21 protein-coding genes and 1 rRNA gene are annotated in these 22,490 nt (G+C 73.5%); 6 read left to right on the top strand and 16 right to left on the bottom strand.

From position 1 onward, the window contains the following. Positions 1-22 precede the first annotated feature (22 nt). Complete coding sequence (gene dapD / locus ACIRD3_RS14595) at positions 23-1,027, top strand: 2,3,4,5-tetrahydropyridine-2,6-dicarboxylate N-succinyltransferase (protein ID WP_402215625.1); 1,005 nt, start codon at positions 23-25, stop codon at positions 1,025-1,027. Positions 1,028-1,215: 188 nt separating this feature from the next. Here dapD and helR read toward each other — a convergent pair whose 3' ends face one another. Continuing rightward, positions 1,216-3,387 carry an RNA polymerase recycling motor ATPase HelR gene (helR, locus tag ACIRD3_RS14590; RefSeq protein ID WP_402215622.1) on the bottom strand — a complete coding sequence of 724 codons (2,172 nt, stop codon included), beginning with the start codon at positions 3,385-3,387 and terminating at the stop codon, positions 1,216-1,218. 326 nt (positions 3,388-3,713) lie between these two features. On the opposite strand from helR, the gene ACIRD3_RS14585 reads away from it, so the two are divergent. Continuing rightward, positions 3,714-3,950 carry a hypothetical protein gene (locus tag ACIRD3_RS14585; RefSeq protein ID WP_402215620.1) on the top strand — a complete coding sequence of 79 codons (237 nt, stop codon included), beginning with the start codon at positions 3,714-3,716 and terminating at the stop codon, positions 3,948-3,950. Here ACIRD3_RS14585 and ACIRD3_RS14580 read toward each other — a convergent pair. The 6 genes from ACIRD3_RS14580 to ACIRD3_RS14555 form a co-directional block, all read right to left on the bottom strand. Further along, positions 3,896-4,609, bottom strand: a complete 714-nt coding sequence (locus tag ACIRD3_RS14580) for a DUF6099 family protein (protein WP_402215617.1) — start codon at positions 4,607-4,609, stop codon at positions 3,896-3,898. The two genes, ACIRD3_RS14585 and ACIRD3_RS14580, sit on opposite strands and share 55 nt — an antisense overlap. A 248-nt stretch (positions 4,610-4,857) precedes the next feature. Then, positions 4,858-5,232 (bottom strand): nucleotide pyrophosphohydrolase, encoded by a 375-nt coding sequence (locus ACIRD3_RS14575; RefSeq protein WP_402215614.1) that lies wholly within the window; start codon positions 5,230-5,232, stop codon positions 4,858-4,860. Continuing rightward, positions 5,229-6,644 (bottom strand): AAA family ATPase, encoded by a 1,416-nt coding sequence (locus ACIRD3_RS14570; protein WP_402215611.1) that lies wholly within the window; start codon positions 6,642-6,644, stop codon positions 5,229-5,231. Before ACIRD3_RS14570 ends, ACIRD3_RS14575 begins: the two co-directional genes overlap by 4 nt. A gap of 262 nt (positions 6,645-6,906) precedes the next feature. Beyond that, a complete protein-coding gene (locus tag ACIRD3_RS14565) occupies positions 6,907-7,764 on the bottom strand; it encodes a putative RNA methyltransferase (protein ID WP_402215608.1) in 858 nt (285 codons plus the stop codon). Positions 7,765-7,861: 97 nt separating this feature from the next. Continuing rightward, the gene (locus ACIRD3_RS14560) at positions 7,862-8,734 is read right to left on the bottom strand and encodes a RimK family alpha-L-glutamate ligase (protein WP_402215605.1); all 873 of its coding nucleotides are present in this window, start codon (positions 8,732-8,734) and stop codon (positions 7,862-7,864) included. Then, a complete protein-coding gene (locus ACIRD3_RS14555) occupies positions 8,731-9,636 on the bottom strand; it encodes a RimK family alpha-L-glutamate ligase (protein ID WP_402215603.1) in 906 nt (301 codons plus the stop codon). The genes ACIRD3_RS14560 and ACIRD3_RS14555 overlap by 4 nt, the downstream gene beginning before the upstream one ends. Positions 9,637-9,862: 226 nt before the next feature. Here ACIRD3_RS14555 and ACIRD3_RS14550 point away from each other — a divergent pair, with 226 nt between their 5' ends. After that, complete coding sequence (locus ACIRD3_RS14550; protein ID WP_402215600.1) at positions 9,863-10,720, top strand: GNAT family N-acetyltransferase; 858 nt, start codon at positions 9,863-9,865, stop codon at positions 10,718-10,720. A gap of 70 nt (positions 10,721-10,790) precedes the next feature. Here the strand turns inward: ACIRD3_RS14550 and ACIRD3_RS14545 are convergent, their stop codons facing one another. Both ACIRD3_RS14545 and ACIRD3_RS14540 read right to left on the bottom strand, forming a co-directional pair. Further along, positions 10,791-11,219, bottom strand: a complete 429-nt coding sequence (locus ACIRD3_RS14545; RefSeq protein ID WP_402215597.1) for a fic family toxin-antitoxin system, toxin component — start codon at positions 11,217-11,219, stop codon at positions 10,791-10,793. Then, on the bottom strand, positions 11,216-11,452 hold the full coding sequence (locus ACIRD3_RS14540; protein WP_350526055.1) for a toxin-antitoxin system HicB family antitoxin: 237 nt from the start codon (positions 11,450-11,452) through the stop codon (positions 11,216-11,218). The genes ACIRD3_RS14545 and ACIRD3_RS14540 overlap by 4 nt, the downstream gene beginning before the upstream one ends. Positions 11,453-11,766: 314 nt before the next feature. On the opposite strand from ACIRD3_RS14540, the gene ACIRD3_RS14535 reads away from it, so the two are divergent. Beyond that, a complete protein-coding gene (locus ACIRD3_RS14535; RefSeq protein WP_402215594.1) occupies positions 11,767-11,961 on the top strand; it encodes a hypothetical protein in 195 nt (64 codons plus the stop codon). Positions 11,962-12,046: 85 nt separating this feature from the next. Here the strand turns inward: ACIRD3_RS14535 and ACIRD3_RS14530 are convergent, their stop codons facing one another. Both ACIRD3_RS14530 and ACIRD3_RS14525 read right to left on the bottom strand, forming a co-directional pair. After that, positions 12,047-13,393 (bottom strand): class I SAM-dependent RNA methyltransferase, encoded by a 1,347-nt coding sequence (locus tag ACIRD3_RS14530; RefSeq protein ID WP_402216336.1) that lies wholly within the window; start codon positions 13,391-13,393, stop codon positions 12,047-12,049. A gap of 353 nt (positions 13,394-13,746) precedes the next feature. Continuing rightward, complete coding sequence (locus ACIRD3_RS14525; protein ID WP_402216334.1) at positions 13,747-15,822, bottom strand: APC family permease; 2,076 nt, start codon at positions 15,820-15,822, stop codon at positions 13,747-13,749. A gap of 247 nt (positions 15,823-16,069) precedes the next feature. Between ACIRD3_RS14525 and ACIRD3_RS14520 the strand changes: the two genes are divergently transcribed. Both ACIRD3_RS14520 and ACIRD3_RS14515 read left to right on the top strand, forming a co-directional pair. Further along, the gene (locus tag ACIRD3_RS14520; RefSeq protein WP_402215591.1) at positions 16,070-16,738 is read left to right on the top strand and encodes a potassium channel family protein; all 669 of its coding nucleotides are present in this window, start codon (positions 16,070-16,072) and stop codon (positions 16,736-16,738) included. After that, positions 16,738-17,409, top strand: a complete 672-nt coding sequence (locus ACIRD3_RS14515) for a TrkA family potassium uptake protein (protein ID WP_030060763.1) — start codon at positions 16,738-16,740, stop codon at positions 17,407-17,409. Before ACIRD3_RS14520 ends, ACIRD3_RS14515 begins: the two co-directional genes overlap by 1 nt. A 146-nt stretch (positions 17,410-17,555) precedes the next feature. Here ACIRD3_RS14515 and ACIRD3_RS14510 read toward each other — a convergent pair whose 3' ends face one another. From ACIRD3_RS14510 to rrf, 5 genes are all read right to left on the bottom strand, one after another. Further along, positions 17,556-18,290 (bottom strand): DUF3159 domain-containing protein, encoded by a 735-nt coding sequence (locus tag ACIRD3_RS14510; protein ID WP_402215588.1) that lies wholly within the window; start codon positions 18,288-18,290, stop codon positions 17,556-17,558. 2 nt (positions 18,291-18,292) lie between these two features. Continuing rightward, on the bottom strand, positions 18,293-18,700 hold the full coding sequence (locus tag ACIRD3_RS14505; RefSeq protein WP_402215585.1) for an OB-fold nucleic acid binding domain-containing protein: 408 nt from the start codon (positions 18,698-18,700) through the stop codon (positions 18,293-18,295). A 65-nt stretch (positions 18,701-18,765) separates the two neighbouring features. Next, positions 18,766-19,446, bottom strand: coding sequence for a response regulator (locus ACIRD3_RS14500; RefSeq protein ID WP_049657530.1), 681 nt, complete (start codon positions 19,444-19,446; stop codon positions 18,766-18,768). A 106-nt stretch (positions 19,447-19,552) separates the two neighbouring features. Beyond that, on the bottom strand, positions 19,553-22,159 hold the full coding sequence (locus ACIRD3_RS14495) for an ATP-binding protein (RefSeq protein WP_402215582.1): 2,607 nt from the start codon (positions 22,157-22,159) through the stop codon (positions 19,553-19,555). A gap of 245 nt (positions 22,160-22,404) precedes the next feature. Then, positions 22,405-22,490: ribosomal RNA gene (gene rrf, locus ACIRD3_RS14490) — 5S ribosomal RNA — on the bottom strand; the annotation flags it as partial.

Below are 22,490 nucleotides of genomic sequence, written 5' to 3'. Positions count from 1 at the left end.
CGGATTGGTTAACGTGCACGATGTGACTGCTGAATCCACCTCCCTCGAATCGACCTCCCCGGTGACCGGCGCCGTGGCCACCGGTCTGGCCACCATCGCCGCCGACGGCACCGTCCTCGACACCTGGTTCCCCGCCCCCGCGCTGGCCGCCGAGCCCGGCCCGGCCGGCACCGTCCGCCTGACCGCCGAGCAGGCCGAGGCCGAGCTCGGCGCCGGCGCGGCCGAGGCGCTGCGCGCCGACGCGCGCCGCGGCGTCGAGGTGGTCGCCGTGCGCACCACCATCGCCTCGCTGGACGAGAAGCCGCTCGACACGCACGACGTGTACCTGCGCCTGCACCTGCTCAGCCACCGTCTGGTCAAGCCGCACGGCCAGAACCTGGACGGCATCTTCGGCCTGCTGGCCAACGTCGCGTGGACCAGCATCGGCCCCGTCCCGGTGGACAAGGTCGAGCAGGCCCGCCTCGCCGTGCGCGCCCAGGGCGGCCAGCTGGCCGTGTACGGGATCGACAAGTTCCCGCGGATGACCGACTACGTCGCCCCGTCCGGTGTGCGCATCGCCCACGCCGACCGCGTCCGGCTCGGCGCGCACCTGGCCGTCGGCACCACCGTGATGCACGAGGGCTTCGTCAACTTCAACGCCGGCACGCTGGGCACCTCCATGGTCGAGGGCCGGATCAGCGCGGGCGTCGTCGTCGGCGACCACAGCGACATCGGCGGCGGCGCCTCGATCATGGGCACCCTGTCCGGCGGCGGCAAGCAGGTCGTCTCGGTCGGCGAGCGCTGCCTGCTCGGCGCCAACGCGGGCATCGGCATCTCGCTCGGCAGCGACTGCGTGGTCGAGGCCGGCCTCTACGTCACCGCCGGCACCCGGGTCACCACCCCCGACGGCACGGTGGCCAAGGCCGTCGAGCTGTCCGGCCAGGACAACCTGCTGTTCCGCCGCAACTCGCAGACCGGCGCGGTCGAGGTCATCGCCCGCTCCGGCTCCTGGGGCGGCCTGAACGCCGATCTGCACGCCCACAACTGACCTGTGGACAGGGGCCGTTGAGGCCTGATCGGGGTCCGGCGCCGCGGGTGCCGGGCCCCGATCGTGCTTCCGGGCCACCGGTCCGCCGCCTCGCTCTCCACCTTCTCCGGCCTCCGTCTCCTTCGTTCTCCACTCCGCTCTCCGTCCCCTCCGCTCTCCGCCTCCTCCGCTCTCGGCCTCCTCCGGCCTCACGAACTCCTGAGGACCACCAGCCGCTGGGTCGCCCGGGTCATCGCGACGTAGCGGTCGACGGCGCCCTCGACGCCGTCCCCGAAGGCCTCCGGATCGACCAGGACCACCAGGTCGAACTCAAGCCCCTTCGACAGCTCCGGGGTCAATGACCGGACCCGCGACCGGATCTGCGGCCGGGCCCGGAAGTCGGGGGCACCGATCACACAGGCCACGCCCTCGGCGTGCTCGGCGAGCCAGCCGTCCAGCACCGCGTCCAGCTCCGACACCGACCCGTGCACGACGGGAACGCCGCTGCTGCGGACGGAGGTCGGCACGTTGGCGTCCGGCAGCGCGGCCCGGATGGCGGGTTCGGCCTCGGCCATGACCTCCTCCGGCGTCCGGTAGTTGATGCTCAGCGAGGCCACCGTGGTGCGGTCGAGCCCGATCCGCTCCAGCCGCTCCTGCCAGGACTCGCTGAAGCCGTGTCTGGCCTGCGCGCGGTCCCCGACGATGGTGAAGCTCCGGGACGGGCAGCGCAGCAGGAGCATCTGCCACTCCGCGTCGGTCAGCTCCTGCGCCTCGTCCACGACGATGTGCGCGAACGGGCCGGCCAGCGGCTCCGGATCGGCGACGGGCAGGGCGTTCTCGTCCACCAGGCTGTCCTGCAGGTCCCGCCCGCGCAGCATCGTCACCGCGCCCTCGCCGTCGTCGTCCGCCTGCAGCAGGTCGCCGATGACATCGGCCATACGGGCGCGCTCCGCGGCGGCCGCGGCCTCGCGCCGGCGCCGGCGCCGCACCTCCTCCGGATCGCCGAGCCGCTGGCGGGCGGCGTCCAGCAGCGGCAGGTCGGACAGCGTCCAGGCCTGGGGGGCGTCCTTGCGCTGCAGCGTGCGGACCTGCTCGGGGTCGAGCCAGGGCGCGCACATCCGCAGGTAGGCGGGCACCGACCAGAGGTCGCCGACCAGATCGGCCGCTTCGAGCAGCGGCCACGCGCGGTGGAGGGTCTCCACCAACTCCCGGTCCTGGCGCAGCGAGCGGCGGAACAGCTCGGGTGACACCTCCTCCTCGTCCGTGTCCAGCTTGTCCATCAGGATCGTGGCGAGCTCCTCCCAGATCTGCTCGCGCGCCTCGTTGTGCGGGGTGCCCGGATCCGGCGCGTCGAACGCGTCGGACCAGTCCTGGGCGCTCAGCCAGAGGTCGGACCAGTACGTCGTGACCGTCATCCCCTCGGTGGGCGGCTCCTCGTAGAACCGGACGGCCTTCTCGATCGCCTTCACCATGTCGACCGAGGACTTCAGCCGGGCCACCTCCGGATCGGCCTCGGCCCGTGCCTGCGCCCCCTCGGCGACGAGGTCCCGCACGGTGCAGGTCCGCACGCCCTCCTCGCCGAGGCTCGGCAGGACGTCGGCGACGTAGGCCAGGTACGGCTGGTGCGGGCCGACGAACAGCACGCCGCCGCGCCGGTGGCCGAGCCGCGGGTCGGAGTAGAGCAGGTACGCGGAGCGGTGCAGCGCGACCACGGTCTTGCCGGTGCCCGGCCCGCCGTCGACCACCAGGGCGCCCCGGGAGCCGGCTCGGATGATGGCGTTCTGGTCGGACTGGATGGTGGCCAGCACGTCCCGCATCCGGGGCGAGCGGTTGCCGCCCAGACTGGCGATGAACGCGGACTGGTCGTCCAGCGCGGCGTGGCCCTCCCGGGCCTCGGCGCTGAACACCTCGTCCCAGTAGTCGCCGATCCGGCCGCCGGTCCAGCGGTACCTGCGCCGGCTGACCAGACCCATCGGGTCGGCGTGGGTCGCCGCGAAGAAGGGCTCGGCGGCGGGCGAGCGCCAGTCGACCAGCAGCCGGCGCCCCTCGCTGTCGGTGAGGCCGAGCCGCCCGATGTACACCGGCTCCGGGTCGTCCGCACCGACGACGCGGCCGAGGCACAGGTCCAGACCGAAGCGACGCAGGGCTCGCAGCCGCCCGGTCAGCTTGTGGACCTCGATGTCCCGGTCCATCGCCTCCCGACCGAGGCCGCCCGGCGCCCGGCGCAGGGCGTCGAGGCGGTCGGACAGCTCGGCGATCGTCCCCTCCAGGCTCTCCGCGATGGCCGCGAAGTGCCGCTCGTCGCCACCGATCAACGCCGGGTCGGCCTTGGCTGCGAGACGGTCGGGAAGGTCGAACGCGCTGGTGGTCAGGGGGTTCATGGCATCAGCTCCGATCTGAGGCCTGCGATTGTGCGCCACCACGGGGGCCTTGCCGCAAGACCCCCTGTGCGCTATACGTTGAGAGTGGCAAGGGGTGGGTTTTCCCCCTTTCCGCTCTCCTTCCGCTCCTTCCGGTCTTCCGCCGGGCCTGGCTCGGACGGCGGCGCGCCTAGCCCAGACGGCGGTGCGGTGGCAACCCCGGCTCACCCGAGAGGCTTACCGCGCACCGGAGTCGGACCGCATCGGGTGGTCGGCGGTGACCGGGTGTCGGAACGGTTCGTTGGTCGCTGCGGCACACCGCACCACCGATCCGAAGAGGTCCCGCCATGTCCGAACCCTCTGCCACGCCGCAGCTCCCGAGCAGCCCTACCGGCTCGGCCGACGGCGTCTGGGCCGGGCCCGCCGCCCCCACGAGCCTGTTGGAGCAGATGCAGGAACTGCTGGCCTCGGTCACCGCGGACCTCGCCGCGCTGCAGGCCTTCGGCGTCCGGGACGCCGAACCCTGTACCTATCCGACCGGCACCGACACCTCCGAGACCCCGGCCGCACCGGGCACCCGGTAGCCGGCCGCCCGCTCCCGCTCCGACGGCCCGACCACCCCCGGCGGGCCGTCGTCGTCCGGAGGCCCGTCGGCCCCCGACTGGCCGTCGCCCCGTGCCCTGTCTACCCGTGCCCTGTCGCCGTCGGGCGGGCCGAGCCGGACGACGAGTAACGGCGAGCCGCAGTCGGCCGGTTCGGGCTCCGCCCCGCCGAGCGCAGTACCTTCCGCTACCCCGGCCCGCTCCGCCGCCTCGCGCAGCCGCCCGGTGAGGTCCTTGCACTCCGACATCGCGTCGACGCCGTCGATGCACGTCCAGTAGAGGCTCTCGGTGTCGGCCCCGCAGGCCAGCACGACGAGCGTCTCCCCGACCTCCTGCAGCAGCCCGTCCAGCGCCCCCAAGGCCTCGGCCGGCTCGCCGAGTTCGGTGAGCCGCGCGGCCCGGCCCCCGCCCACCAGGGCGGCGCGGACGACGGAACGGTCCAGGCAGACCGCCGCGTGCGCCCCGGCCTCGGCGAGCTGCTGACCCAGCCCGGTCAGCTCCTCGTCCTCCGACTCCGCCAGCCGGACGCCCACCGCCTCGGTGAGCAGCGCGGCCTGTCGCGCCTCGGCCAGCACATCCGGTACGTGCCTGGCCTCGGCCAGCGCGTGCCGGGCCGTCTTGATCAGTCGCAGCGCCTGCATGGCCACCGCTCCTCTCGCTCGCTGTCGCCGTCGACCCGGGGCCGCCGCGGTGGCGGCCCCGGGTGGTCACGGCGACAGCGTGCGAGGCGGAGCGCGAAGCCGCATCCGCCTTGTCAGAACCTGTGGACAAGTCAGGGGTTGTGGATAACTTTCGTCCCCCACAAGAGTGGTTCGCCACACTCAAGTTGACGTCAGTCGGTCCCGTAGGCGTCAGTCGGGCCCGTCGACGTCAGTCGGGCCCGTCGACGTCAGTCGCTCCCGTCGACGTCAGCCGGCCCGTCCGGCACCGGGAAGCGGAGTTCGTTCCGCTCGATCTTGGCCGCGAGGGCCTCCAGCGGCTCCACCCCGACCGCCGTGCAGAACTGCAGCAGGTACGCCAGGACGTCCGCGACCTCGTCGCGCACCCGGTGAGCGCGTTCCGGCTCGGCCATCACCGCGGCCGCCTGCTCCGGCGTCAACCACTGGAAGATCTCCAGCAGCTCCCCCGCCTCCACGGACAGCGCCGCCGCCAGGTTCTTCGGCGTGTGGAAGGGCTGCCACCGCCGGGCTGCCGCGAAGTCCACCAGCCGCTGTCGCAGGTCCTCCAGGGTCGGCTCCCCCGGTCCCGTCACTCGTTCGCTCACCCCTCAAGGTCTACCGCATCGCCGCCCGCCACCGCCCCGGGCCCCTCCACCACCGGCCCGACGCCCTCGACCGCCCGGCCCTGCGCCACCCGGCCCTGCGCCACCCGGCCCTCCGCCGGCACCGCGTCCCCCACCACCACGTCCCCGTCGGCCGCCTCCCCGCGCCCGCCCTGGGCCGGCACCCGGCCCGGTGCCGGGACCGTCTCCGGCCGCAGCACCGTGAACCCCGAGGCCGGATCGCGTCGGCACTCGACCACCAGCACCCCGCCCGACCGCGCGCCGCCCGCGTCCAGCGCCGCCCGCACCGCCGTCGGCTCCTGCAGCGCCGCCAGCACCCGCAGCTGGCTGCGCTCCGCCATGTCCCGGGCCAGCCGCAGCAGCGTGGCGGTCTGCTCGGTGGAGAGCCCGGCTCCCAGGTCCTCGGCCAGCACGGTGAGCTGCCGCTGCGCCCACGGCACCTCGGCGGCCACGTCGAGGTCGAGCACCCCGGCCCCGGTCAGCAGCACCGCGGCGAACGCGAGGTGGCGCAGCATGCCGTCGGAGGCCTGGTCGGCCCCGGTGCGCCCGAGGACGCCCTCGTCGAAGACGGCCAGGACGCGCCGCACACCCGCGTCGGTCTCCCGTTCGGCCACGGTGAGCCCGAGCAGCGGGTGCGGCGCGGCGGACTGCACGACGCGCAGGAGCTGCCCGTACCGGCGCTGGCACTCCTCGCTGAGTCGGGCGATGACGGCGGAGATGTTGGCGGCGTTGCCGCGCAGCCGGGCCTGCGGGTCGGCCGTGGCCCAGCCGCGCATCAGGGCCGGGACGGGGTGCAGGGGGAAGACCTCGCGCAACGCGGTGAGCAGGTCCTCGGCGGCGGCCAGGACCAGGCACTCGCCGGCCGACGAGCCCGCGACCCGCAGCGGCAGCTGCGCGGTGATCATGGTGCCGCTGGGGAAGGGCGCCCGGATGTCGCCCTGGCGGGTGTCGTTGTGCCAGCAGACGTTGACCCGGTGGCTGCGGAGGTCCTGCTCGCCGGTGTCCACGAGGGTCCGGCCGCCGAGGGTGAGCGACTCCCGGGCGATCCGGACCGGGCCGTCGGTGCGGATCACGACGTCGAGCCGGATCCGGCCGTGCGGGGAGCGGACGGTGCAGCCGAGGATGATCGCGTCCCGTCCGTGCGGCACGCAGCCGGCCAGGCCGCCCCGGACGGGCAGGGCGAGCGGTCCGGTGCGGTCGGGCAGCCCGTCCAGCGAGTCGGCGATCTCCTCGCCGAGCGCGAGCCGGGACAGCACCGCGAGCGCGTCGAGGGCGTTGGACTTGCCGACCCCGGCGGGCCCGTGGAGCACGGTGAGGGGCGCGAGGGGCAGGACCGCGCGCCGGTAGGACTTGAACGAGGTCAGCCGGAGCTCCTCGACGGTGGGGCGTGGCACGGGCGACCGGTCGGGCCCCGGGGCACCCGGTCGGAGGGGGGCCCGCCCAGCGGGCCTGGTGGCGTCGCGGTTCACCCGTCGGACGTTAGCCGCAGGCCGACCGGCAGAAACGTGCCTGCTCGGCAGATTCATCCCAACGAGGCGCCCCACCCCGACCGGCTGACCATCCACCCCGACCGGGCGCACAACCGCCCCGGAACGCCCCCCCCGAAGGATCCCCGGAACCCGCGCGGAAGCGCCCCTGCGGCGTCCCCGCACGCCCTCAGCGCCGGTACGCGGCCACCGTCACGGAGGCGGTCACCTCGACCGGGTCCGGCAGCGCGGCGAGCGCGGCACCGAGCCGCTCCGGATCGGTGTGCCAGGCGCTGGGCCCCATGCCGACGACGGTGCGCACGTCCTGCGGGCCGAGCCGCAGGGTGAACTCGACCTCCCGCCGCCCGGCGGGCGTCAGGTACGGTCCGAGCTTCTCGTCGATCCGCCGCTGCTTCTCCTCGTCCACCGACAACAGCCCCAGCGCGTCCACGAGTTCGCGCAGGTGGCGGGCGGTGGGCGAGACCAGCAGCAGGGTGCCGCCGGGGCGCAGCACCCGGCGGATCTCGGGCCCGTTGCGCGGCGCGAAGACGTTCAGCATCAGCTCGGCGGAGGCGTCGCGCAGCGGCAGCGGTCGCCAGGCGTCGCAGACCACGGCGCCGATCCGCGGGTGCGCCTTGGCGGCGCGCCGCAGCGCGTACTTGGAGATGTCGAGCGCGGCTCCGACCCGGTCCGGCAGGGCGTCCAGGACCTGGGCCAGGTAATGACCGGTACCGGCACCGAGGTCGGCGACCAGCCCGTCCGGCCCGCCACCCGGCACCTCGGCCGCGGAGGCAGCCGCGGCCGCGGCCTGCGCGAGGGCGTCCGCGATGGGCCGGTAGTGCCCGGCGGCGAGGAAGTCCGCCCGGGCGGCGACCATCTCCGCGGTGTCCCCGGTGCCGGTGTGGGCGTCACCGGCGAGGAGGCTGACGTAGCCCTGCTTGGCGAGGTCGAAGCTGTGCCCGGCGGGGCAGCGCAGGCTGCGGTCGTGCCGGGTGAGGGCCTGCGCGCAGAGGGGGCAGGCCAGGTAGGGCTCGATGTCCTGCAGCAACGTTCCGTCTTCTCTCGCCGTACGCCCCGGCCGGTCGGGGCGCCAGCCAGCCTAACGACCCGGCCCGCCCGACGACGACGCCCGCCGACCCGCCCGGCTACCACCCACCCGCCACGAGCGCCCGCCCCCGCTCCGCCGCGACCCGCAGCGCGAGCTCGGCGAGCGCCTCGGGCGCGCCGGGCCGGCCCCGGACGCCGGGGAAGGCGTTGACGTCCACGATGACGGGCTCGGCCGCCCCGTCCAGCAGGTCGACCCCGTACACGTCGAGCCCGAACACCTCGCCGACCCGCAGCGCGAGCGCGGCCCGGTCGGCGGGCGGCTCCCAGTCCTCGGCCGGCCCCGACCGTCCCGACGCGGAGGCGAGCTCGGACCGCCGCCGGGCCGCGAACACCCGTCCGTCGATCACCCACAGCTTCTGGTCCCAGCCGGTCCCGGGGACGAACGGCTGGGTGACGACGGGTTCCTCGGGCCACTGCTCGGCGAGTTCGCGCAGCCGGCCCGGGCCGTCGACCCGAGCGACCAGGTCGTGACGCCTGCTGCGCCGGCTCTTGACCACGAACGGGTAGGCCGGATCGGCGAGTTCGCCCAGCCGACCGGCGTCGACCGTCGCCGCGAAGGGCAACCCGGCGGCGCGCGCGAGGTCGGCCATCCGCACCCGGTCCTGGCAGAGCTCGGTCGCCGCCGCCGAGTTCACCACGGGCGCGCCCCGCCGTTCCAACGCCCCGGCCAGCGCCAGCGCCCGGGGCGTCCGGGCCTTCAGCAGATAGACGTCCGCGAGCCCGCCGTCCCCGCCCGCGCATCCACCGTCCCCGCCCGCGTACTCACCGTCCCCGGCCGCGCGCCGACCGCCCCCGTCCACGGGCTCCACCGGCGGGACGGCCACCACCTCGTGCCCCCGCTCCACCAGCAGTGCGGCCGTCGCCGCCAGCACCGGGTGCGCCGGATCCCCGGCGATCAGCCCGACCCTCACAGCAACTCCCCCTCGCCGAAGCCCAGTTGCCCGTACGCGGCGCCACCCGCGTTCACCAGCGCGGCGGGCTCGCCGGGCACCGACACGGCGGTGCCGCTGCGTGCGAGCCGCAGCACCGCCCGGGCGACCCGGGCGACCGCGTCCGGCACCTGCCGGAAGCTCGGGAAGTCGTTGATGTCGACCACCACGGGCCCGTCCGGCCCGAGCAGCACGTCGACCCCGTACAGGTCGAGCCCGAACACCTCGCCGACCTGCGCCACGATCCGTGCGACGCTCCCCGGCAGCGGCACCTGCCGCTCCCGGACGCCCTGTCCGGGGTGCAGCGGAGAGGAACGTTCCGTCGCGTAGAACTCGCCGTCGACGCAGTACACCTTGAGGTCGGTCCCGGAGTTCGGCACGTACGGCTGCGCGATCAGCAGCCCCTCCCCGGCCAGCTCCGGCCCGACCTCCAGCAGGTGGTCGGGGCTGCGCACCAGCCGGACGGCGCGCCCGGAGCTGCCGTCGGCGGGCTTGACCACCAGCGGGTACTCGGCGGCCGGGATCTCCGCCAGCCGCTCCCAGCGCGCGGCCGCGTACGTCACCGGGACGGGCAGCCCGCGGGTACGGCCGATCACCGCGGCGAGCGCCTTGTCCCGGACGCCGCGGATCGAGCGCACGTCGTTCACCGTGGTGAGACCGACGGCGGCGGCCGCCTCCAGCAGGGTCAGCCCGGGGCCGCCGGAGACGGTCTTGAGCACCCAGGCGTCGTGGCTGCCGGCCCGGACCGCCTCGGAGATCGCCAGCAGCGAGTCCCCGGGGCGCAGCACGTCCACCCGGTGCCCCCACGCGGTGAGCTGGCGTACCACGTCGAGCGGCATGCCGTCGTGCCGGTAGTGTTCCTCCACCAGAAAGCAGAGCCTCATGGGCCTGTCTTCCCCCTTGCCTCGCCGAGTGCAGACGTCCGCCGTCCCCCTCGGCAGAGCTGTAAAAGCATCAGCATGCACGCTGTGTGCGCACAAGATCGCTGCGAGCGGGTAAGCGTTCGGCAACAATCGGCGCCCGGACCGCGTCGGAACCGCCCCCGGACCACCCGGACGGACCACGGTTAATCGGTGGCGGCCCACCCGCACCCCTGCTTGGATGCACGCCGTGACTTCCGCCGATCATGCCCATGACCTGCCCCTCCTCGACCAGATCGAGCGCTACTACGACGCCGCACCGCGCAGCGCCGCCCGAGCCGAGGACTTCGGCCCGCTGACCCTCTTCGTCCGCCGGGGCGAGACCGGCTGGCACTACTACGCCCGCCCGACCCTCGGCCACGACGGCCCGGCCGCCACCGCCGAGGACGTCCGCCGGGTGCTGGAGCGCCAGCGCGAGCTGGGCGCGCCGGAGGCCTTCGAGTGGGTGGCCGAGCAGAACCCCGAGCTGCGCGCGGCCGTGGAGGCGGCGGGCCTGGCGGTGCACGAGCACCCGCTGCTGGTGCTGAGCCCGCAGGACGAACCGGCCCCCGCGCCGGTGCTGCCGGACGGGGTGGAGGTACGGGTGCTGGGTCCGGACGCGCCCGAGCTGGCGCAGGCGGTGGCCGTCCCGCACGTGGCCTTCGGCTCGCTGGGCACGGCCGTCGGCGCGGCCGGCGCGCCCGAACTGGCGCAGAGCGTGGCGGCGCTGCAGGCCGAGGGCGGCGTGGCGCGGATCGCTCGGCGGATCACGGACGGGATCACCGTGCTGGCCGCCGCGCTGAGCGGCGACTCGGCGCTGTGCGCGGGCCAGTACATCCCGGTCGGCCCGGTCGCCGAGGTGGTCGGCGTGGGCACCCTGCCCGTCGCGCGCCGCCAGGGCCTCGGCCTCGCGGTCACGGCGGCCCTGGTCGCGCACGCCCGGGCCCACGGCGCCCGGACGGTGTTCCTGTCCGCCGCCGACGAGGACGTCGCCCGGATCTACCGCCGGGCCGGCTTCCGCCCCTTCGCGACGGCCCTGATCGCGGAGCCCGCCGCACCCCGGGCCTGACCGGTCCCGGAACCGGCCACCCCGGACGACCGGACGGGGACGGGGACGGGGACGGGGACGGAGGCGACGGTCAGTCGTCGTCCTCGTCCTCCTCGTCCGCCCCGCTGACGCCCTCCCCCTCCGCCTCGTCCACCACCCACGCCGCCAGCCGCTCGGCGACACCGGACACCCCGAGCCGCCCTTCGCGGATGGCCCGGGAGAGGCTGCGCACCTCGCGGGCGGTGGTGGCGACGGTGCAGCCGCTCGCGACGAGGTAGGCGTACGCGACGGCGGTCGCGAAGAGCTCGTTGGTCTTCTCCAGGGCCGGCACCCGGATCAACTGGTGCATCAGCGCGGCGGCACGGTCCTGGGGTTCGGGGTAGACCGCGATGTCGAATATCTCGGCCTGGTGCCGAGTGACGGCCGCGAGCAGTGAGCCGTAGTCGGTGACCTGCGGGTCACCGGGCGTGTACTGCTCCGCGGTCATGAGCAGCCATGAGAGGTCGACCTCCAGGTTCAACGGCGCACGTCCTGGAGGTCGCCCGGCTCCCCGAACTCGGCGAGGAAGGCCGTCTCGTACTCCTTCATGAACTGCGCGGCCGCGTCGACGAAGGCCCGGCCGGACTCGCCCATGTCCTGCTGGACCAGGCGTTCGATGTACTGGTTCATGCTGATCCCCTGCTGCTCCGCCCGTTCCCGGGCCATCTCCGCGGTCGTGGCGTCCACACGGACGTTCAGCTGCTTCTTGGCCATGCCCCTCAAGCTAGCGCTGAAGTGCTAGCACAACAAGGGCGCGCGCACACCGCCCGCACACCTGCCGCACGCCCCCACGCAACCTCCCCGTCACCGAGCCCTCACCGAGCCCTCACCCGTCACCGCCCGGACCCGTCACCGGGACCTCGTCCGCCACCGCACCGGGCAGCGCCGGGCCGCCCACCTCCCATACCCGCCCACCGCCGCCCCACCCCCGGCAGGACGAGCGAGACTTGAAGAGTCCTTCACCATCCGGGACTCTGAACTCCCCTGAGCGTTCCCCCGAGCGGCACCGACCGGTGTGGAGGCCGGCAATGACAGCCATGTTCGACCAGGAGTTGCGCGAGCAGCTCGCCCGGGCCCGAGAGGACCTCGCGGCGGCACGGGCCGAAGGGGACGCCGACGGCGTCCAGGCGTACGAGGGCCGGGTCGCCTCGCTCCTGCGGCTCGCCGCCCAGCACGGCATCGACCTTCCGCACAGTGTCGACGAAGAGGAGCACAACGAGTAGCCGGCGCACAACGAGTGACCCGCGCCCCGAAACGCCGAGGAGGCGGCCCCCGTACGCCACGGGTGCCGCCTCCTCGACCGTCCGGTCACTCCCCGGCGGGCTCCAGGATCGCCACGCACTCGAAGTGGTGCGTCATCGGGAACAGGTCGAAGGCCCGCAGCGACACCGGCCGGTAGCCGCCCTCGCGGAAGAACTTCAGGTCCCGGGCGAGCGCCGCCGGGTCGCAGGCCACGTACGCGATCCGGCGCGCCTCCAGGCCGACCAGGTGCGCCACGGTCTCGCGCCCGGCGCCCGAGCGCGGCGGGTCCAGCACGATCAGGTCGGTGGCGGTGATGCCGGTGCGCGGCAGCAGCGTCTCGACCCGGTCGCACTCGATCCGCACGTTGTCCAGCGCGGCCAGGTTGTGCCGGGCGTCGACCACGGCCTGCTTGGCGGACTCGATGCCGAGCACCGCGCCCTCCTCGCCGACCCGGTCGGCCAGCGCGCCCGCGAACAGGCCGACGCCGCAGTACAGGTCGAGCGCGTTCTCGCCCCACTGCGGGTCCAGCCCGTCCAGCACGGCGTCCACCAGGGTGTCCGGCGCCTCCGGGTGGATCTGCCAGAAGCCGCCGTTGCTGACCCGCCAGGTCCGTCCGGCCGCCCGCTCGCGGACGAAGCCGCGCCCGTGCACCTTGTGCACGTCGCCCTGGTCGTCCACCCGGGCGATCGACACCGGCTTGTCCAGCTCGACCAGCGGCAGCTGGGCGCCGTCGCGCGGGGTCAGCACCACCTGGCGGTCCGAGGAACCGGTCGCGGCGATCGCCTCGACGCTCGCCACGCCCGGCCAGTCCCGGGCCTCGATGCCCAGCTCGGTGACGCCCTCGGCGGCGATCAGGCAGCGGTCCACCGGCTGCACCTCGTGCGAGCGGTGCTTGCGCAGACCGACCTTCCCGCTCTCCGGGTCCACCGCGTACTGGACCCGGGTGCGCCAGGCCGGCACCTGCCCGGCCGGGAGCTTGCCGCCGACCGGCTCGACGCTGCCGTCCCAGCCCGCCTCGGCCGGGGTGAGCCCGGCCAGCTTGGCCAGCTGCTCGGTCAGCACCGCCGCCTTGAGCTTGCGCTGCCCGCCCGGGGTGACGTGCTGCCAGTCGCAGCCTCCGCACTTGCCCGGCCCGGCGAACGGGCAGGGCGCCTCGATCCGGTCCTTGGCGGGCTCCAGGACCTCCACCGCGTCGGCCCGCAGGAACCGCGAGGTGGTGGTGCCGTCGGTCACCAGCGCGACGACCTTCTCGCCGGGCAGCGCGTGCCGCACGAACAGCACCCGCCCCTCGTACCGGGCCACGCAGTGCCCGCCGCCGTGCGCGACCGGTCCGACCTCGACCTCGTAGCGCTGGCCGGCCAGCGGCTCACCGGACGGCGCCTCGGGCCGCCGCGCGGGCGCGGACGTGCGCAGCGCCTTGGGCGGCCGCACCGCCTGCTTGCGCGGCGCCTTCCGAGCGCCACCGGCGCCACCCGCGGCGCCCTTGGCCCCGGCAGCACCACCCGCGGCGCCCTTGCCGGCCCCGCCCGTCCCGGCAGCCTTGCCCGCGCCCTTGGGGGCCGAGCCCCGGTTCGGCTTCCGGTCCTCCGACGGCGTCTGTTCCCCCGGGACGATCGGCGCCGTCCGCGCGGTCAGGCCGTCGCGGTCGGTGGCCTCCGGACGGGACGGCCGGCCCCAGCGCGGCCGGGCGACCTGCCCGGGCTGGGAGCCGCCCCGGCGGGAGCCCTTGCCGGAGGAGCCCGAGGAGCGGGGCGGAGTGTTGCGGGTCACTGGGAGGAGTCCTTGCTGGGATCGGAGGTTTCGCCGGTGCTCGCACCGGCGGAGACGGAATCCTTCGACTGTACGGCCTTCGGCGCCCGGGGCTCGCCACGCCGGACGGCACCGGGCGCCGACCAGGCCTTCTGCGGCTTGCGCCGCTCCGAGGACTCCAGTTGCCAGGGCACCGAGGTGACCATCACACCGGGCTTGAACAGCAGCCGCCCCTTGAGCCGCAGCGCGCTCTGGTTGTGCAGCAGGTGCTCGTACCAGTGGCCCACCACGTACTCGGGGATGTAGACCGACACCACGTCGCGCGGGCTGCTGCGGCGCAGGTTCTTCACGTAGTCCAGGACCGGCCCGGTGATCTCGCGGAACGGCGAGTCCAGCACCTTCAGCGGCACCTCGATGCCCCGCTCGTCCCACTCCTGGCGCAGCGCCGCCGTGTCGGCCGGGTCCACGTTGACCGTGACGGCCTCCAGCGTGTGCGCCCGGGCCAGCTTGGCGTACGCGAGGGCGCGCAGCGCCGGCTTGTGCAGCTTGGAGACCAGCACGATGGCGTGCACCCGGGTGGGCAGCACCACGTCGTCCGGCTCCTCCGCCGCGATGAGCTCGTCGGAGACCCGGTCGTAGTGGCGGCGGATGCCCTTCATCATCACGAACAGCACGACCATCGCCGCGATCGCGATCCAGGCGTGGCTGATCTTGGTGACCAGGACGACGATCAGCACGGCCATCGTCATCACCAGGCCGAAGGTGTTGATCGCCCGGCTGCGCTGCATGTGGCGGCGCTTGGCCGGGTCGGTCTCGGTGCGCAGCAGCCTGGTCCAGTGCCGGATCATCCCGGACTGGCTCATGTTGAAGGAGACGAAGACGCCGACGATGTAGAGCTGGATCAGCCGGTTCGGGTCCGCGTCGAAGGCGATGATGAACAGGATCGCGGCGATCGCCAGCAGGATGATGCCGTTGGAGAAGGCCAGCCGGTCGCCGCGGGTGTGCAGCTGACGCGGCAGGTAGCGGTCCTGGGCCAGGATCGAGCCGAGCACCGGGAAGCCGTTGAAGGCGGTGTTGGCGGCCAGCACCAGGATCAGGCCGGTCACGGCGGCGACGAAGTAGAAGCCGGGCGTGAAGTTGCTGAACACGGCCTCGCTGATCTGGGCCAGCGCGGTCTTCTGGTGGTAGTCGGACGCGGCCCCGCCGAGCTGCTCGGCCGGGTTCTCGGCCATCTGGACGCCGGTCAGCCGGGCCAGCCAGATGATGCCCATGAACATCACCACGGCGATGCTCGCCATCATCAGCAGCGTGGTCGCGGCGTTCTTGCTCTTGGGCTTGCGGAAGGCCGGCACGCCGTTGGAGATCGCCTCCACGCCGGTGAGCGCGGCACAGCCGGAGGAGAACGACTTCAGCAGCAGGAACACCAGCGCGATCCCGCCCAGCGAGGCGTTGCCGGGGGTGGCCTCCAGCGTGAAGCCGGCGCTCTCGGCGGGCATGTCCTGGCCGAGCAGGAAGTGCCGGAAGACCCCGTACCCGACCATTCCTATGACGCCGATCATGAAGGCGTAGGTGGGGATGGCGAACGCGGTGCCGGATTCGCGCACCCCGCGCAGGTTCATCCCCATCAGCAGGATGACCACGATGATCGACACGGTCAGTTCGTGGCCCCGCAGCGCGGGTACGGCGGAGACGACGTTGGCGACGCCCGAGGTGGTGGACACGGCCACGGTGAGCACGTAGTCCACCATCAGCGCGCTGGCGACCACCAGACCGGCGGCGGGCCCGTGGTTGACGGTCGCGACCTCGTAGTCACCGCCACCGCTCGGGTAGGCGTGCACGTTCTGTCGGTACGAGGCGACCACGGCGAGCATGACGATCGCGACCACGAGGCCGATCTGCCACGAGAAGTGGATCGCCGAGGCGCCCGCGACGGAGAGCGTGAGCAGGATTTCCTCGGGGGCGTACGCGACCGAGGAGAGCGCGTCCGAGGCGAACACGGGCAGCGCGATCCGCTTGGGAAGAAGGGTTTCGCCCAGCTTGTCGCTGCGCAGCGCTCGCCCGATCAGGATGCGTTTCGGAAGGTCTTTCGGCATAGGCACGTTAAGGAATCGTAGGGGCTCCCCGGACAAGGCTCCGCCGTTTGTCCCCCCCTTCGTCGCGACTGCGTTCTACGGACCGGCTAGCGTGTCGGATACGAGTCGGTGGGCAACACTCGGATTGTCGGGTGTTGCCGGGGCCGGCGCCCCACGAGAACGCTCGCCCCGGGTAGCCGGGCGGGAAAGGGAGATGAACGGTGTTTGCGCAGGTCAGTACCCCGACGGAACGGGTGAGGTAGCGCCGGTGCACATCGTCATCATGGGCTGCGGCCGCGTGGGCTCGGCCCTCGCGAGAGCGCTGGAGAAACAGGGCCACTCGGTGGCCGTGGTCGACCAGGACCCGACCGCCTTCCGTCGGCTGGGCGCCGGGTTCAACGGGCGCCGGGTGACCGGCGTCGGCTTCGACCAGGACACCCTGCGCGAGGCGGGCATCGAGGAGGCCGGCGCGTTCGCCGCCGTCTCCAGCGGTGACAACTCCAACATCATCGCCGCGCGGGTGGCCCGGGAGAACTTCGGCGTCGAGAACGTCGCCGCCCGGATCTACGACCCCCGCCGCGCCGAGGTGTACCAGCGCCTGGGCATCCCGACCGTGGCGACCGTCCGCTGGACGGCCGACCAGATGCTGCGCCGGCTGCTGCCGAGCGGCGCCGAGCCGCTCTGGCAGGACCCGAGCGGCAGCGTCCAGCTGGCCGAGGTCGCCTACGACCCCCGCTGGATCGGTCACCGGTTCGGCGAGCTGGAGGAGGCCTCCGGCGCCCGGGTGGCGTTCGTCACCCGACTCGGCGAGGGCATCCTGCCCACGCCGCAGACGGTGGTGCAGGAGGGCGACCTGGTGCACGTGATGCTGCGCCGGGCCGACCTGACGGCCGTCGAGGCCGCGTTCGCGCAGGGGCCGAAGGAGGAGGGTCACTGATGCGGGTCGCCATTGCCGGGGCCGGAGCCGTGGGCCGCTCGATCGCGGGCGAGCTGCTGGAGAACGGCCACGAGGTCCTGCTGATAGACAAGAACCCGAACTCCATCTCGGTGGAGCGGGTCCCGATGGCGGAGTGGCTGCTGGCCGACGCCTGCGAGATCACCTCGCTGGACGAGGCCGCTCTGCAGCGCTGCCACGTGGTGATCGCCGCGACCGGCGACGACAAGGTCAACCTGGTCGTCTCGCTGCTCGCCAAGACCGAGTACGCGGTGCCGCGGGTGGTCGCCCGGGTGAACAACCCGAAGAACGAGTGGCTCTTCAACGAGTCCTGGGGCGTGGACGTGGCCGTGTCCACGCCGCGACTGATGTCCGCCCTGGTCGAGGAGGCGGTCAGCGTCGGCGACCTGGTCCGCCTGATGCGCTTCAGCCAGGGCAACGCCAACCTGGTCGAGCTGACCCTGGCCTCGGACACCGAGCTGGTCGGCACCCGGGTCGGGGACGTGGCCTGGCCGCAGGACACCGCGCTGGTGACCATCATCCGCGAGGGCCGGGTGCTCGTGCCGGGCAAGGACGACACCCTGGAGGGCGGCGACGAGCTGCTCTTCGTCGCCGCGCAGGAGCGCGAGGAGGAGCTGGAGGAGCTGCTGTCGGCCACCTCCGGCGCCCAGTAGCGGCCCCGCGGTCCGCGCGCGGACCACACGGCGAAGGGCCCGCACCCCGGTGGGTGCGGGCCCTTCGCCGTGTCCGGTTCGCGGTGCCGGGTTCGCGGTGCCGGGCTCGCCGTGTCCGCGGCGCCGACCGGCTCCGGTGGAGGCGGCTACTTCGCCGGCTGCTCCTCGTCCTCGTCCTCGTCGAGCTGCGCCTTGATCGGCGGCGGCGCCTTCAGCAGGATCTGCCAGGTGACGTACATCGCCAACAGCATCGGCGGGATCCCGAGGGCGACCTTGAGCCAGCCGAGCAGGTTGACGTTGTGGGTGAAGTACAGCGGGAAGAGGATCACCGGCTTGAGGCCCATGATCACCACCCAGGCCCAGGTCGCCTTGGTGTAGGCGGCGAGGCGGCCCGGGTTCTCCTTGCGCCAGGTGAACATCTCACCGGTGATCGGGCCGAGCATCACGCCGATCATCGGCCAGCGCACCAGCGCGGAGGCCGCCAGGGCGATGCAGTAGCCGACGTTCCAGAGCAGGCCGGGCAGGTAGAAGTCCTCGGCCTTGCCGCTCTTCATCGCGATCCAGGCCCCGAGCGCGACCCCGAAGACCCCGCTGAAGGCGTGCTGGATGGTCTCCCGCTTCGCCAGCCGGACCACCACGAACAGCCCGCTCAGGCCGAGCGCGGCCCACGCCGCGGCACTGACCTGGTGGGTGAGGTTGTAGGTGACGATGAAGACCAGGCCGGGCAGCGTCATGTCGATCATGCCGCGCACGCCGCCGAAGGCCTGCAGGACGGTGTCGGCGGCCTCCTTGGAGGCGGCCTTGCGAGCGGCTTCCTCCGCTGCCGGGTCAAGAACCGGGTCGAGCTGGGCGGCGGCGTCGCCGCCGGGCTGGTTGCTCACGCTCATTCGCTCCCGTGTCCGACCGGACGCAGCTCGTAGCGGGGGTTGAACAGCACGCGGCGCCCGCGTGCGTGGCTGATCCGACCGCTGGCGACCAGCTTGCGGCCCGGCTCTATGCCCGCGATCGAGCGGCGGCCGAGCCAGACCACGTCCAGGGCTTCGGTGCCGTCGAAGAGTTCGGCCTCCAGGGCCGGCACCCCGGCCCGGGGGCGGAGCGTCACCGTGCGCAGCGTGCCCGCGACGGTGACCAGCTCACGGTCCGCGCAGCCGGCGATCGGCGTGCATCCCGACTCCGCGGCGCTCTCCTGGCGCAGGTCCTCCGCGTCCAGTTCCTCGGCCGAGGAGGTCAGCCGGCTGAGCATGCGGCGGAACCGCCCCTGCGGCTGGCCGCTGCTGTTGTCACCACTCATGCCGGAAGGGTACCGGTTTCCGGGCCCCCGGCGGCAGGCCGTTCAGCCGCCGGGGGCAACGGCGGTCAGCTCTCGAACCGGTATCCCATGCCCGGCTCGGTGATGAAGTGGCGCGGGTGCGAGGGGTCGCGTTCCAGCTTGCGGCGCAGCTGGGCGAGGTAGACCCGCAGGTAGTTGGTCTCGGTGCGGTAGGCGGGGCCCCACACCTCCTGGAGCAGCTGGGTCTGGCTGACCAGCCGCCCGGCGTTGCGGACCAGCACCTCCAGCAGGTGCCACTCGGTCGGGGTGAGGCGGACGTCTGCGCCGTCCCGGTTGACCTTCTTGGCCGCGAGGTCGACCGTGAAGCTCTCGGTGACGACCAGCGAGTCGGCCTCCCCGGCCACCGGCTCGGCCCGCCGCACGGCGGCCCGCATCCGGGCGAGCAGCTCGTCCATGCCGAACGGCTTGGTCACGTAGTCGTCGGCCCCGGCGTCCAGGGCCTCGACCTTCTCGTCCGAGGCGTGCCGGGCCGACAGCACGATGATCGGCACCCGGGTCCAGCCACGCAGTCCGCGGATCACCTCGACCCCGTCCATGTCGGGCAGGCCCAGATCGAGGACGACCACGTCCGGATGGCGGGCGGCGGCCAGCTCCAGCGCGCTCGCGCCGTCGTGGGCCGCGTCCACTTCGTACTTGCGGGCCTTGAGGTTGATCACCAGCGCGCGGACGATCTGCGGTTCGTCGTCCACGACGAGGACCCGGGTCATTGACGGGCTCCGCCTTTCAGGGCTGTCTGACGTGAGGACTGTGGGACTGGCTTGCGGTACGACGTACGGCACCCGGGAGCCGGAGGCCCGGCCGGTGCGCCGGTTCTCATGTGATCAGCTCCGGCAGCGGACCGCTGCCGTCGCCGTGCGCCCCGCCCGGCTCCTCCGGCTCCTCCGGCTCCGGCGGCCGTTCGACGGCGGGCAGGCTGACGACCATGGTGAGACCGCCGCCGGGGGTGTCCTCGGCGGTGACGCTACCGTCCATCGCCTCGACGAAACCGCGCGCCACCGCGAGCCCGAGGCCCACGCCGGCGCCGCGCGGCGCGTCGCCGTAGCGCTGGAACGGCGCGAAGATCTTCTCCTTGGCCCCCTCGGGCACCCCCGGCCCGCGGTCCACGATCCGCAGCTCGACCCGGTCCGGCACCCCCGGCTGCTCCAGGACATCGGCCTTCACCAGCACCTTGACGCCGTCCGGGCTGTACTTGACGGCGTTCTCGACCAGGTTGGCCAGCGAACGCTCCAGCAACCCGCCGTCGGCCCGGACCATCGGCAGCGTCTCCGGGACGTCCAGCCGGACGGCCCCCGGCGGCACTCCTCCGAGCGCGTACGGCACCACCTCGTCCAGGTCGGTCTCCTGGATCAGCGGGGTGACGGTCCCGGTCTGCAACCGGCTCATGTCGAGCAGGTTGTTGATCAGGTGGTCCAGCCGGTCGGCCCCGGCCTCGATCCCCGCCAGCAGCTCGGCCTCGTCCTCCGGGTCCCACTCGACGTCCGCGGCGCGCAGCGAGGTCACCGAGGCCTTGATGCCCGCGAGCGGGGTGCGCAGGTCGTGCGAGACGGCGGCCAGCAGGGCGGTCCGGATCCGGTTGCCCTCGGCCTCCCGCCGGGCCGCGGCCGCCTCCCGGGAGAGCCGGCGGCGCTCCAGCACCACGGCGGCCTGTGCGGCGAAGGCCCCGAGCAGCCGCCGGTCCGCCCCCGGCAGCACCCGGCCGCGCAGCACCAGCGCCAGGCTGTCGCCGACCGGCACGTCCACGTCGGCCTCCTCCGGCCGGTCCGGCGGCCGCGGGCCGGCCGTGGCCACCGGCACCCACGGACCGAGCGGATCGGGGCGCTCCAGCAGGGCGGCGCTCTCCTGCCCGAAGGTCTCCCGGACCTGCTCCATCAGCGCGGTCAGCACCCCGTCGCCGTTCGGCGCCCCGCGCAGCACCGTGCCGGCCAGCGCGCTGAGCGTCTGCGCCTCGGTCTGGCTGCGGGCCGCCTGATGGGTACGCCGGGCCGCCAGGTCCACCACGGACGCCACCGAGATGCCGACGATGGTGAATATCGCCACCGCCATGATGTTCTGCGGCTCGTTGATGGTGAAGGTGTGCACCGGCGGGGTGAAGTAGTAGTTCAGCACCGAGGAGCCGACCAGCGCCGAGCCGATCGCCGGCAGCAGCCCGCCGACCAGGGCGGCGCACACCGTCAGCGACAGGAACAACAGCATGTCGGTGGAGAGCCCCAGCCCGCCGATCGCCGTCAGCACGATCGCCATCAGCGGCGGACCGGCCAGCCCGATCAGCCAGCCGGCGACCGTCCTGGTCCGGCCCAGGTCGGTGATCCGGCGGACGGGCACCCGGCCGCGCCCGTGCCCTGCGTGCTCATGGGTGACCATGTGGACGTCGATGTCCCCGGCCTTCTGGGTGACCGTGGTGCCGACGCCGGGCCCGTACAGGAACTGCCAACCGGGCCGGCGGCTGGTGCCCAGCACGATCTGGGTGGCGTTGACGCCCCGGGCGAAGTCCAGCAGTCCCACGGCCGGGTCGTCGCCCAGCACGGCGTGGAACGAGCCGCCGAGACTCTCCACCAGCGCACGCTGCTCGATCAGGGCCTGCGGCGAGCCGGCGCCCACCAGGCCGTCCGACCGGGAGATGTGCACGGCGAGCAGCTCACCGCCGGAGACGCGGGCCGCGATCCGGGCAGCCCGGCGGATCAGGGTCGCCCCCTCGGGCCCGCCGGTCAGGCCCACCACGATGCGCTCCCGGGCCTGCCAGATGCCCTCGATGCCCTGCTCGGCGCGGTACTTCTGCAGGTACTCGTCCACCCGGTCGGCGGTCCACAGCAGCGCGAGCTCGCGCAGCGCGGTCAGGTTGCCCGGGCGGAAGTAGTTGGCGAGGGCCGCGTCGATCTTCTCCGGCGCGTACACGTTGCCGTGCGCCAGTCGGCGTCGCAGCGCCTGCGGGGACATGTCCACGAGCTCGATCTGGTCGGCCCGCCGGACCACCTCGTCCGGGACGGTCTCGCGCTGGCGCACCCCGGTGATGCCCGCGACGGCGTCGCCCAGCGACGCCAGGTGCTGCACGTTGACGGTGGAGATCACGTCGATCCCGGCTGCCAGCAGCTCCTCGACGTCCTGCCAGCGCTTCTCGTTCCGGCAGCCGGGGACGTTGGTGTGCGCCAGCTCGTCCACCAGCGCCACCTGCGGTCGGCGGGCGAGGACGGCGTCCAGGTCCATCTCGGAGAACCTCGCGCCGCGGTGCAGCACCTGCTGCCGCAGCACGACCTCCAGGCCGGCGACCATGTCCGCGGTACGCCGACGGCCGTGGTCCTCCACGAAGGCCACCACGACGTCCGTGCCGCGTTCCCGTCGCCGGTGCGCCTCGGCGAGCATGGCGTACGTCTTGCCGACCCCGGGGGCCGCCCCGAGGTAGATGCGCAGCCTTCCTCGTCCCATGAGCACCATTCTTGATCCGCCCATGCCCGGGAGCCACCCCCGGACACCTGTTCCCCTTCCCTTCGAGACTACGGCGTGAGCAGCGATTTTCCGCTGATCGGTCCACTGATCGGGCGGTTTTAGCGGCATATTGACGGTGGAGCAGCCACTCGGCGGGGGTCACTCGGCAGGGGTCCGGTCGGCTTTCGCCGGAAATGCGAAGAACCCCCATCCGGTGACCGGATGGGGGTTCTTCGTGAATGATTGTTCGGCGGCGTCCTACTCTCCCACAGGGTCCCCCCTGCAGTACCATCGGCGCTGTGAGGCTTAGCTTCCGGGTTCGGAATGTAAC

Source organism: Kitasatospora sp. NPDC093550 (assembly GCF_044764985.1).
Lineage (GTDB): Bacteria > Actinomycetota > Actinomycetes > Streptomycetales > Streptomycetaceae > Kitasatospora.
The sequence above is the reverse complement of the archived record's forward strand: the minus strand, read 5'-3'. Positions and strand labels throughout refer to the sequence as shown.